The 11,652-nt window shown below is 77.4% G+C and carries 11 protein-coding genes; 8 read left to right on the top strand and 3 right to left on the bottom strand.

The features are described 5' to 3' along the window. Positions 1-5: 5 nt before the first annotated feature. Positions 6-683: an Atu4866 domain-containing protein gene (locus tag AC1050_RS17830; RefSeq protein WP_482388751.1), complete on the bottom strand. Its 678-nt coding sequence runs from the start codon at positions 681-683 to the stop codon at positions 6-8. Between the two features lie 185 nt (positions 684-868). Here AC1050_RS17830 and AC1050_RS17825 point away from each other — a divergent pair, with 185 nt between their 5' ends. The 6 genes from AC1050_RS17825 to AC1050_RS17800 all read left to right on the top strand — a co-directional run bounded on the left by AC1050_RS17825 (position 869) and on the right by AC1050_RS17800 (position 6,967). After that, positions 869-1,699, top strand: coding sequence for an SDR family oxidoreductase (locus AC1050_RS17825; RefSeq protein ID WP_482388750.1), 831 nt, complete (start codon positions 869-871; stop codon positions 1,697-1,699). Next, on the top strand, positions 1,696-3,564 hold the full coding sequence (gene nhaA / locus AC1050_RS17820; RefSeq protein ID WP_482388749.1) for a Na+/H+ antiporter NhaA: 1,869 nt from the start codon (positions 1,696-1,698) through the stop codon (positions 3,562-3,564). The genes AC1050_RS17825 and nhaA overlap by 4 nt, the downstream gene beginning before the upstream one ends. Before the next feature lie 11 nt (positions 3,565-3,575). Continuing rightward, positions 3,576-4,367, top strand: coding sequence for an SDR family oxidoreductase (locus AC1050_RS17815; protein ID WP_482388748.1), 792 nt, complete (start codon positions 3,576-3,578; stop codon positions 4,365-4,367). Positions 4,368-4,527: 160 nt separating this feature from the next. Beyond that, positions 4,528-5,439, top strand: coding sequence for a helix-turn-helix transcriptional regulator (locus tag AC1050_RS17810; RefSeq protein ID WP_482388747.1), 912 nt, complete (start codon positions 4,528-4,530; stop codon positions 5,437-5,439). 43 nt (positions 5,440-5,482) lie between these two features. Next, positions 5,483-5,974, top strand: a complete 492-nt coding sequence (locus tag AC1050_RS17805; protein WP_482388746.1) for an MmyB family transcriptional regulator — start codon at positions 5,483-5,485, stop codon at positions 5,972-5,974. Positions 5,975-6,187: 213 nt separating this feature from the next. Next, on the top strand, positions 6,188-6,967 hold the full coding sequence (locus AC1050_RS17800) for an SDR family oxidoreductase (protein ID WP_482388745.1): 780 nt from the start codon (positions 6,188-6,190) through the stop codon (positions 6,965-6,967). 96 nt (positions 6,968-7,063) lie between these two features. On the opposite strand, the gene mshD is transcribed toward AC1050_RS17800, so the two are convergent. Continuing rightward, positions 7,064-7,972, bottom strand: coding sequence for a mycothiol synthase (mshD, locus tag AC1050_RS17795; protein WP_482388744.1), 909 nt, complete (start codon positions 7,970-7,972; stop codon positions 7,064-7,066). Between the two features lie 68 nt (positions 7,973-8,040). On the opposite strand from mshD, the gene AC1050_RS17790 reads away from it, so the two are divergent. Then, the gene (locus tag AC1050_RS17790) at positions 8,041-9,405 is read left to right on the top strand and encodes an FAD-dependent oxidoreductase (RefSeq protein WP_482388743.1); all 1,365 of its coding nucleotides are present in this window, start codon (positions 8,041-8,043) and stop codon (positions 9,403-9,405) included. Here AC1050_RS17790 and AC1050_RS17785 read toward each other — a convergent pair. Further along, positions 9,378-10,298, bottom strand: a complete 921-nt coding sequence (locus AC1050_RS17785) for a LysR family transcriptional regulator (protein ID WP_482388742.1) — start codon at positions 10,296-10,298, stop codon at positions 9,378-9,380. The two genes, AC1050_RS17790 and AC1050_RS17785, sit on opposite strands and share 28 nt — an antisense overlap. Before the next feature lie 85 nt (positions 10,299-10,383). On the opposite strand from AC1050_RS17785, the gene AC1050_RS17780 reads away from it, so the two are divergent. After that, the gene (locus AC1050_RS17780; protein ID WP_482388741.1) at positions 10,384-11,652 is read left to right on the top strand and encodes an MFS transporter; all 1,269 of its coding nucleotides are present in this window, start codon (positions 10,384-10,386) and stop codon (positions 11,650-11,652) included.

Genomic DNA, 11,652 nt, shown 5'->3' with positions numbered 1-11,652 from the left:
CGAGGTCACGCCCGGCGGCGGAACCGGAAGTGCGCGTGGTGCAGCGTGCTCCCGCGGAGGGTCCCGTACGCCCAGAACCCGAGGTCGTCGCGGTAGACGACGTGGTCGCCGTGCACCCAGAAGCAGCCCTGGTACGCGTGGCGGCGTCCGCCGCGGGTCTCGTCGTACCTTCCGTCCGGGCCCAGCTCCTGCACGACGTCGGTGCGCTCGTCGTACCAGGTGCCGACGACCGGGCTCTCGACCGCGCGACCCGTCCGCGCGCGGGCGGGGGTGCCCCGGCGGCCGGGGACGACCGCGCCGTCGACCCACAGGGTGGCGCGGTCCGCATACCAGACGAGCTCGTCGAGCGGGCCCGGCCGGGTCTCCCGCGTCGGCAGCATCGCGAACGTCGCCGGACTGCCTGGGACGAGGGCGCCGACCCGGGCGGACCGGTCGTCGGCGGCGGGCACGAGGGTCGTCCCGGTGCCGTCGACGACGTGGACGTCCGCGCCGGCCGACGCCCGCAGACCGGTGCCGACGGCGGTGACGAGGCCGCCCTTCACCAGCACGTCCGCCCCGACCAGGTCGGCGGACGCCTCGTCGAGGGTCCGGACGAGAGCGCCGGTCAGGACGACGGCGGACACCGCCCGCCCGGGAGCCGTCCGGTCGCCGGCTCCCGGGGCACTGCCGCGCTGCATCGTCATCGTCGTCCTCTCCGTCGGGTGCGCCCGGCCCGGCGCACCGGCAGCACCGTGGACCGGTCGCGCCGCGCGAACCAGGCCGTGACGCACCCAGGCACGACCGGGCGGGGTCGGCTTGGCTCGTGCCGCGGCACCGCCCCGGCTGCCGCAACCGCACCGCGTCGGCGCAGCAGAGGAGGTCTCGAGCCATGGACCGCACGGGCACCCGGCTCCCCGGGAGGACGGTCGTCGTCACGGGCGCCGGCAGCGGCATCGGCCTGGCGTGCGCGCGCCTGCTCGCGGAGCGGGGCGACGTGGTGGTGCTGCTCGACCGCGACCGCCGTGCGCTGCGCGACGCGGCGCACGACCTCGCCCACGCCGGGGACCGCGTCGTGACCGCGGAGGTCGACGTCGCGGACGGCTTCGCGCTGCGCGAGGTCCGGGACGACCTGGCCGCGCGGCTGCCCGGGCCGGTCGACGCGGTCGTCGCGGCGGCCGGCACGATGGCGGGCGGCGCGTTCGCCGCGGGGGTCCCCGGCGAGTGGGGCGACATGATCGACTCGAACCTCACCGGGATGCTGCAGACCGCGCAGACCTTCGTGCGGGACCTGGCAGCCGCCGCGGCCGCCGGAGGCCGGAGCGACCTCGTGGTCGTGGGCGCCATCGCCGGCACGGTCGGGTTCCCCCGGTTCGCGGTGTACTCGGCGGTCGAGGCCGCCGTCGGCCAGCTCGCCCGCACGCTGCGCACCGAGCTGGGCGCCCAGGGCATCCGCGTGCACCAGGTGCAGCCGGGGATCACCGGGACCCGGCTGGGGTCGGCGATGAGCGACCGCGCCGCGCGCCGGGAGTGGCGCACCCTGCGCCAGGAGGTCCCCCCGGCGGACCCCGCGGCCGTGGCCGGCGCGGTCGCGTTCGGCCTGGACCAGCCACCGCACGTGACGGTCGCCGACATGGTCGTCCTGCCCACGCGGCAGGACGCGGGCCTGCCCACGGTGCAGGGTGCCCCCGAGCCGCCGCGTCCCCGCTGGGGCCTGCGGTGACCGCCGAGGCACCGGGCCGCGCGGCTGCCGCGGGAACGCCCGCCCGGCTGCGCACGTCGCCGGCCGCGGCCGCGGCGATCCTGCTCGCGGCGACGGTCGCCGCGCTCGTGTGGGCGAACCTGCCCGGCTCCACCTACGCGTCGTTCTGGCACACGCCCGCGGCCGTGACGGTCGGCGGCGCCGGGGTGTCGCTGGACCTGCGCCACTGGGTGAACGACGCGCTGATGGCGCTGTTCTTCTTCCTGGTCAGCCTGGAGGCGAAGCGCGAGCTCGCCGTCGGCGAGCTGCGGGACCGGCCGCGGGCCCGCGTCCCCGTCGTCGCGGCGGTCGCCGGCCTGGTGCTCCCGGCGGTCCTGTACGTCGCCCTGCTCACCTGGGCGGAGGCGCCCCGTGAGGCCGTCGCCGCCTGGGGCGTCGTCATCTCGACCGACACGGCGTTCGCGCTGGGGCTGCTCGCCGTCGTCGGCCGCCGTGCGCCCGCCGCCCTGCGGCTGTTCCTGCTGACGCTCGCCGTCGTCGACGACGTCGGGGCGCTCGCGGTGGTCGCGCTGGCCTACACCGACGAGCTGCGGCTGGGCCCGCTCGCGGTCGCCGCGGCGGCCACTCTCGCGATCGCCGGGCTGCGTCGCCTGCGGGTGTGGCGCGGGCTGGTGTACCTCGCCCTGGCCGTCGTCACGTGGGTGGCAGTCCTGGAGTCCGGCGTGCACGCGACGATCGCGGGTGTCGCCATCGGCCTGGCGATGCCCGTGTACCCGCCGCGCCGGGAGAAGGTCGAGGCCGCGATGGCCGCCGCGGCGCAGTTCTCCCGGGCGCCCACCCCGCGGCGCGGGCGCGACGCCGGCCTGCGGATCGCCCGCGCCGTGTCGGTGAACGAGCGGCTGCACACCCTCTACGCGCCGTACGTGAACCTCGTCGTGGTCCCGGTGTTCGCGCTCGCGAACGCCGGCGTCGCGCTGGACGGGCCGACGCTGCGCTCGGCCGCCACCTCGCCCGTCACCTGGGCGGTGGTCGCGGGCCTGGTCGGGGGGAAGCTGCTCGGCGTCACCCTCGGCACGGGTGCCGCGGTGGCGCTGCGGCTCGGCCGGCTCGCGCCCGGCCTGCACGCCCGGCACCTGGTGGCGGGCGGGCTCGTCTCGGGGATCGGGTTCACGATCGCGTTGTTCATCGTCGACCTGGCGCTGACGGACGAGACGCTGCGCTCCGACGCGCGGATCGGGGTGCTCACCGCCTCGGTGCTGGCCGCGCTGCTCGCCACGGCGGCGTTCGCGCTGGCCGCGCGGACGGACCGGCACCGGCGCACCGTCGCGGACCCGCTGATCCGCGCGGTGGACCCCGAGCGGGACCACCTGCGCGGTGACCCCGGCGCGCCGATCCGCCTGGTGGTCTACGCCTCGTTCGCGTTCCCGGACGCCGGGCGCGCCGTGGAGACCGTCGAGGAGCTCCGGTCCGAGCTCGGCGACCGGCTGGTGTTCGTGTTCCGGCACCTGCTCACCGACGACCCGGTGGCGACCGAGGCCGCGCAGGCCGCGGAGGAGGCCGCGGCCCAGGGCCGGTTCTGGCCGATGCACGACGCGCTCGCCGCACGTGCCGGGCGCCTGTCGTCGCGCGAGGTGCGCCGGTGCGCCGCCGAGGCCGGCCTGAACCTGGACAGCCTGGACGACGCCCTGCGGCACGGCACGCACGTCGCCCGGGTCACGGAGGACGACGCGGACGCGGCGACCATGCGGCTGCCCGGGCCGCCGGCCTTCTTCGTGGACGACCGGCGCTACGACGGCCCGGTCGACGTCGACGAGCTGCGGGCCGCGCTGCTGGCCGGCGCGCCCGACCCCGTTCCCGACCCCGCCCCTGACCTCGCCCGGACCTGAGGAGGACCACCGTGTCGCTGGTGCAGAACGCCCGCCTGGAGGACAACCCCTACCCGCTGCGCGGACGGACCGCCGTCGTGACCGGCGCGGCCGGCGGCATCGGCCGGGCCGTCGCCCGGTCGCTGCTGCACGCCGGCGCCCGCGTCGCCTCGGTCGACACCCGGGAGTCCGTGCGGCGGGCCGACCGCGCCGGCGGCGCCGCGCCGGGTGCGGAGGCCCTGGGCCTGGTCGCGGACGTCACCGACGTCCAGGCGCTGCACCGCGTCCGCGACGCGGTGCACCACACCTGGGGACGCGTGGACCTCGTCGTGGCCAACGCCGGCGTGATGTTCGGCGCCCCGTTCGAGCGGGCGTCCGAGGCGCAGTGGGCGCAGATGGTCGACGTGAACCTGATCGGCTCGGTCAACACGGCGCGGGTGTTCGTGGACGACCTGCTCGCCGCCGCCGCCGGCGATCAGCCCACCGACCTGGTGTTCGTCGGCTCGGTGGCGTCGCACCTGCTGCTGCCGGAGTTCAGCGTGTACTCGGCGACGGCCGCCGCCCGCGCGCACCTGTCCCGCACGCTGCGGGCGGAGCTGTCGGGCCGCGGGGTGCGGGTCCGCCACGTCGAGCCCGGCACCACGCTGACCGCGCTCGGGTCCGAGATCGACGACGACGCGGCGCAGGAGCGGCTCCGCCGGATGCGTGCCGTCGAGCGGCCGCTCACCCCGGAGGACGTGGCGCACTCCGTGCTGTTCACCGCCTCGATGCCCGCGCACGTGAACGTCGCGGAGATCGTCGTGATGCCGACGCACCAGGTGTGACGTCAGCGAGGGCGGTCCGCGACGGCGGCGAGCCCGCGCGCCGCCGCCACCAGCCGTCCGCGGCACGGTCGCGCCGGACGGAGCGTCGCCCCAGGTCACAGGCGTGTGGACGGATGACCGAGCGCTTGCTCCCGCTGCGTCCTGGCTCTAGTTTCGCGGCATGGCGAAGGGCAACGAGCTCGGCAGCTTCCTGCGCGCCCGGCGGGCGGCCACCTCGGTGGACGACGTGGGCCTGCGGTCCTACGGCGCGCGGCGCGTCCCCGGCCTGCGCCGCGACGAGGTCGCGCAGCTGGCCGGCGTGAGCGTCGACTACTACACCCGGCTGGAGCAGGGCCGCGAGACCCGGCCGTCCGCCCAGGTCGTCGACGCGCTCGCGCACGTGCTGGGCATGGACACCGCCGACCACCGGCACGCGTACGCGCTGGCCCAGCTGATGTGGGTCCCGCCCCTGCCCGACACCCCGCCGCCCGTCGACCCCGCGCTCGTGCGGCTGATGGAGTCGTGGCCGGCGGCCGCCTGCTTCGTCCTCGACCCGATCCTCGACATCCTCGCGATCAACCCGCTCGCGCAGCGGCTGTTCACCCCGTTCGCGGCGACGGGCAACCTCGTCGAGATGGTGTTCCTCGACCCGGCCGGCCGGACGTTCTACACGGACTGGGACCGCGCCGCGACCAGCTGCGTGGCGAACCTGCGCGCCACCTCGGACATCCACGTGGGCGCGCGTCGCCGGGAGCAGCTCGTCCGGCGCCTGCAGGACGGCAGCCCGGAGTTCGCCCGGCTGTGGGCGGCGCACGAGGTCACGCCCAAGACCCACGACTCCAAGGAGCTGCACCACCCCGAGGTCGGCACGATCACCGTGGACTTCGACGCCCTCGAGGTCGCCGGGATGCCGGGGCACCAGCTCGTCGTCTACCGCGCCGAGCCGGCGACGGTGGACGGGCAGCGGCTCCGCGCGCTGGAGCGTGCGGTGGCCGGGACGGTGCCGGCGGCGGTGCCGGACGCACCGGTGCCTGCGGAGCCGGTCCCTGCTGCGCTGGACGGTGCTGCGCTGGACGGTGCTGGGGAGCAGTGATGCGGCCAGGCTCGGGGTCACGACCCCGACCTAGCGTCGAGGGGTGCACCTCCACCACCCCGGGGCCGGCGACGCCGCCGCGATCCTGAGCGACGCGCTCGACGTCGTGCACGCGACCCGGCGGTGGCAGGCGCTGCACGCCCCGCTCGGTGTCGTGACCAACCTGGCCCGCACGGTGTTCACGCACCCGGCGGCGTCGTGGTTCTACCTGGACCTGGTGCAGGTCCAGGTCGCCGTGGTCGCCCAGCTCCGGCGGCCGTCCGGCGCGGATCCCGCCGACCACGGGACCGTGCCGGCCGTCACGACCGCGCTCGCCGCGGAGAGCGACCGGTTCCGGGCGCTGTGGGCGGGACCGGCCGTGACCCACCGTCCCCGCGCGCCCTACGAGGTGCGCCACCCCGCGCTGGGCGTGCTCGCCCTCGACCGCGCGACCGCCCGCCGGCCCGACGGCACCTGGTGCGAGCACCTCGTGCCGCGTCCCGGGGACCGCGAGGCCCGCGACGCCGACCTGCTGGCCCTGCTCGACCTGGTCTGAGCCGCAGCCGCCGGAGACGCCCCGAGGGTGGGTGCGACACGGCCCGCCATCCGCCACCGTCCCGCTCGCATGCTCGCCGTGGTGCACCGCCGCCGTCCCGCAACTCGGGAGCCTGGCCGTGCCGCGGCCTGGTTCCCCCACCCCGGGGCAGAGAGCCTCGGTGCACGGGCCGACGCACGACGGCCTGACGTCCACGACGAGAGGAACACGCAGATGACCACCACCGTCCTGAACGAGCACGTCCTCGCCGGCCGCACCGCCGTCGTCACCGGAGCCTCCAGCGGCATCGGCGAGGCCACGGCGGAGCGCCTGGCGGCCCTCGGCGCCCGGGTCGCCGTCCTCGCCCGGCGCAAGGACCGCCTCGACGCCCTCGCCGAGCGGATCACCACCGCCGGCGGCACCGTGCTCGTCCTGCCGACCGACGTGACCTCCCGCGAGGAGGTCGCCGCCTCCGCCGAGACGATCGAGCGGGAGTGGGGCCACGTCGACCTGGTCTTCGCGAACGCGGGCGTGCAGCTGATCTCCGAGATCGACGCGCTCCAGGTCGCGGACTGGGAGGCCCAGATCGACCTGAACATCAAGGGCGTGATGCACACGATCGAGGCGTTCGTCCGCCCGCTGGAGGCCGCTGCGGCCGACGGGCGTCCCGCCGACCTCATCACCACGTCGTCGATCGCCGCCACCCGCGTCCTGGAGAAGTTCTCCGTGTACTCGGGCACCAAGGCGTACGTCAGCCACATCACGCGCCTGCTCCGCACGGAGCTCGGCCGCAAGGGGGTCCGCGTCGCCACGGTGGAGCCCGGCATGGTGGACACCGAGCTCCCCGACCACGTCACGGACCCCGACGCGAGCCGCCTGATGGCCGACCTGCTGCGGGAGATCGACTGCCTGCAGTCCGCCGACGTGGCGGAGACCGTGGCGTTCGTGGCCGCCGTGCCGCGGCACGTGAACCTCACCGAGATCACGATCCTGCCGACCGCGCAGGCGGTCTGACCGGCTGGCGCACGACCGGTCGTCAGCACGACGCCCTCCGCCGGAGCCCCGTGGGAGCCCGGCAGGGGGCGTCGTGCCGCGTTCGGCGCGGTGGGGTCAGGAGACGCGGTAGACCACGTCGAGCGCCGACCGCTCGAAGCCGGCCGCGCGGTAGACCCGGATCGCGGGGGCGTTGTCGCCCTCCGTGTAGAGGACGACCCGCGCCACGCCCCGTCCGTGCAGGTGGGCGAGCATCCGCGCGGTGAGCGCGGGCCCGAGCCGCCGGCCCTGGGCGTCCGGGTCGACGCCGAGGGCGTAGATCTCGCCCACCTCCGGCGAGGCGACCTTGGTCCAGCCGAAGCCGAGCAGCCGGCCGTCCTGCTCGGCCAGCAGCAGGCCCGCCGGCTCGAACCACGGCTCCGCCTCCCGCGCCTCCAGGTCGGCACGGGTCAGGCGGCCCTGCTCCGGGTGCTGCGCGAAGGCCCGGGCGTTCACCGCGACCCACGCGTCCTCGTCGCCGCCGGGGACGAACGCACGCACGGTCACGCCGCCCGGCAGGGGCGGGAGGTCGTCCGGGACGACGAGCGGGTCGAGCGCCATCTGCCAGAGCTCGCGCACGGCTGCCAGGCCGCGGTGCGCCGCGACGGCGCGCGCGGGCGCGACGTCGCCGTGCGCCCAGACGTCGACTGCGGCGCCGCCCCGGGCGCGGACCGCGACGAGGGCGGCGTCGAGCAGCACGGTGCCGGTGCCGCGCCGCCGGTGCGCCGGGGTGACGACCACCTCGGCCGTCGCCAGCTCCGGGTCGCGGGCGTCGACCTGGGCGTAGCCGAGCACCCCCGCCCCCGGGTCGCGCACCAGGAGGTGGACGATCGCCGGCCCGGCACCGGTCAGCCAGAGCAGCGGCTGCTCGGACAGCGGCGGGACGCCGTCGTGCTGCGCCGCCGCGGCGGCGAGCGCGCGCACGGCGGCGGCGGTCCCGGCGTCGAGCGCGCCGGTGCGGACTTCGGGGACTGGGGTCGCGGGCACGAGCCCATCCCACCATCGTGGAGGGGATGACGGGGAACGGACGACCGGTGCGACGCGTTGGAGGGGGAGTGCCTGACGTGACCCCGGACCCCGCCTTCGCGGACGTCGTGGTGGTCGGGGCGGGGCAGGCGGGGCTCGCCGTCGCGGCCCACCTGGCCCGCTCGGGCTTCCGGCCGGCCGGCGCCGCCGGCGGCCCGACGTACGTGGTCCTCGACGCGTCCCCGGGGCCGGGCGGGGCGTGGCGCGAGCGCTGGGCCGGGCTCACCATGCGGACGGTGAACGGCGTCTACGAGCTGCCCGGCCGGCCGCTCCCGACCTTCGACGCCGACGAGCCGGCGAGCCGGGCGCTCACGCGGTACTTCGGCGACTACGAGCGCGACCTGGCGCTCCCGGTCCGGCGCTCGGTCCAGGTCCGGGCCGTGCGGGACGTCGCCGGGCCGGAGCGGCTGCTCGCGGTGGAGACGGTCGAGCGGCCGGTCGCCGAGCCAGAGCGGGGCGCGCCGCCGGCGCCGTCCGAGCCGGACGCGCAGGCGGCCACGTCGGGCGCGGCGACGCGCCCGGACTTCGACGACGGCCTCGGCGGCGGCGCGGGCCTGTGGCGCCCGGTGACCGCCCCGGTCGAGCCGCAGGACGTCCGCGCACCGGAGCAGCCCGTGGCACCCGCCGTGCAGGACGCGCCCGCGCGCCGTCGCTCGGCCCGCACCTGGCACGCGCGCGCCGTCGTCAACGCGACCGGCACGTGGACCCGGCCGTTCTGGCCGACCTACCCGGGCACGCAGGAGTTCGCGGGCACGCAGCTGCACACCCACGACTACCGGGCGGCGGAGGACTTCGCGGAGCGGCACGTGCTGGTGGTCGGGGGTGGCATCTCGGCGGTGCAGCACCTGCTGGCGATCCACCCGCTCGCGGCGTCGACGACGTGGGTGACCCGCCGCCCGCCGGACTGGCGGGACGCGGAGTTCAGCCCGGAGCTCGGCCGGGACGCGGTGGCCCGGGTCGACGAGCGCACCCGCGCCGGTCTCCCGCCGCAGAGCATCGTCGCGGCGACCGGGCTGCCGCTCACGGAGCAGTACCGCGCGGGCATCGCGGCCGGCGTGCTGGTCGCGCGCCCGATGTTCGCGCGCCTGGTGCCGGACGGTGCGGTGTGGGACCCGGCGGCGGTGCGCGGACCGGTGGCCGACGGCTGGGTGCCGGGGCCGGAGCACGTCGCGGCCGACGTGGTGCTGTGGGCGACGGGCTTCCGCGCCGCGCTGGACCACCTGCGCCCGCTGGGCCTGCGGGACGCGGGCGGCGGCATCGTGATGGACGGCACGCGGGTGGTCGCCGACCCGCGGGTGCAGCTGGTCGGGTACGGGCCGAGCGCGAGCACGGTCGGCGCCAACCGGGCCGGCCGCGCGGCGGTCCGTCAGGTCCGCCGGCTGCTCGGCGTCTGAGCCGGGCCGGTCGACCGCCGGATGTGCTGCGCCAGCGCGAGGGTCGCGGCGGCGGGCCGGCGGTCGGCGGGCAGCGCCAGCTGCATGGGCCAGCGGAGGTCCCCGGCCAGCGGCACGACCACCGCCTGCGCCGCCGCGCCGGCGGGCTCGGCCACGAACCGGGGGAGGACCGCGACGCCCAGCCCGTGCCGGACGTAGGCGGCGGCGGTCCCGATGTCGGCCACCTCGAGCGTGACGCGCCGGTGCGCGCCCGCTGCCGCGAACGCCCGGTCCGTGACCGACCGGTTCCCGTACCCGACCGGCGAGTCGATGAAGTCGAGACCGTCCAGGTCGGCGACGCCGACCGTCGACGCCGAGGCGAGCGGGTGCTCCGGCGGCACCACGAGGTCCATGGCGGCCGACGCGATCTCGGTGAGCCGCACCCCCGGAGCGGCCCCGCCGGGCACCGAGACGAACGCCAGGTCCAGCCCGCGCTCGGCGACCGCCGCCACCAGCCCGTGCGACCCCGACGGCGCGGCGCTGAGCCGGATCGCCACGCCGGGGTGCTCCCGGTGGAACGCCCCGAGCAGCGCGGGCACGTCGACCAGGCCGACCGAGGTCATCGTGCCGACGCGGACCGTCCCGCCCAGGCCCTGCCGCACGGCCGTCACCGCCTCGCGGGCGTCGCGCGCCGCGTCGAGGGTCGCGCGCGCGTGCGGCAGCAGCGTGGCCCCGGCGTCGGTGAGCGCGACGCGACGCGACGTGCGCTCGAGCAGCGGGGTGCCCAGCTCGCGCTCCAGGGCCTTGACCGACGCCGAGACGGCGGACTGCACGACCACGAGCCGGGCGGCGGCCGCGGTGAACCCGCCCTCCTCCGCGACGGCGACGAACGCGGTGAGGTGGCGCAGCTCCATGTCCGCGACACTATCGCGCATCGTGATGGATCCCAGCGCGAACAGGCGTTGGACGCGATGGATCGTCCGGGCGGATGGTGGACGCATGTCCCCGACGACGCACCGCACGCCCCCCGCCCCGGCCACCGGACCCACCGCCCCCGCCGCACCCGCGGCCACCTCGGTCCGTGTCGGGCACGGTGCGGGGTTCTGGCTGGTCGCGGCGGCGTTCGGCTCCGCGATGGCGTTCTCCACGGTCCCGGCGCCGCTCTACCCGCTCTACCAGGCGGCGGACGGCTTCTCCACCTTCACCGTGACCCTGGTGTTCGCGGCGTACGCCGTCGGCGTCGCGCTGAGCCTGGTGCTGGCCGGGCACGTGTCGGACTGGCTCGGCCGCAAGCCCGTGCTGGTCCCCGCCCTGCTGCTCGAGCTGGTCGCGGCGGCGCTGTTCCTGTCCCGCTCGGACGTCGGGACGCTCCTGGTCGCGCGGTTCGTCAGCGGGCTCGGCGTCGGGATGCTGACGGCGACCGCCACCGCCCACCTGCAGGACCTGCACCGCCGGCACCGTCCCGGCGCGTCCGACCGCCGGTCCCAGGTGGTCGCCACCGTGGCCAACATCGGCGGCCTGGGTGCCGGCGCGCTGGCGGGCGGCGCGCTCGCGCAGGCGTTCGGCGCGCCGTTGCGCCTGCCGTACGCCGTGTTCGCGGTCCTGCTGGTGCTGGGCGTGGTCGGCGTGCTGCTCACCCCGGAGACCGTCGCGCGGCCGGCCGCGCGGCCCGCGTACCGCCCGCAGCGGCCGCGCCGGGCCGGGGCGGACCCGGTCCGGCACACGGTCGCGCTGACCGCGGCGTTCGCGGCCTTCGCCGTGTTCGGCGTGTTCACCTCGGTCGCGCCCGGGTTCGTCGCGGGCACGCTGCACCACACCTCGCGGGTCCTGGCCGGGCTCGTCGTGTTCGTGGTGTTCGCCGCCGCGGCGGCGGTCCAGGCGACCACGACGCGCGTCCCGGCCGACCGCAAGCTGCTGCCGGGCGCCGTGGCGCAGGGGGCCGGTCTGGTCGTGCTCGTCGGGGGCATGCACGCCGCGTCGCTCGGGGTGTTCCTCGCGGGCGGGGTGCTGACCGGCGCCGGGGCGGGCCTGCTGTTCGCGTCCGCGGTCGGGACGATCGGTGCGCTGGCTGCGCCGGACCGGCGCGGGGAGGCGCTCGCCGGGCTGTTCCTCGTCGCCTACCTCGGCCTGAGCGTGCCGGCGCTCGCGCTGGGGGTCGCCGTCCGGACGGTCCCGGCGGTGACCGCGATGACGGTCCTCGCGGCGGTGCTCGTCGTGCTGCTGGTGGCGCTGGGCCTGCTCGGGCGCCGGGCGCGGGCCGCGCGCTGA

Source organism: Cellulomonas sp. NEAU-ZC6 (assembly GCF_056844425.1).
Note: the sequence above shows the minus strand (reverse complement) of the source record. Positions and strands in the feature narration are given on the sequence as shown.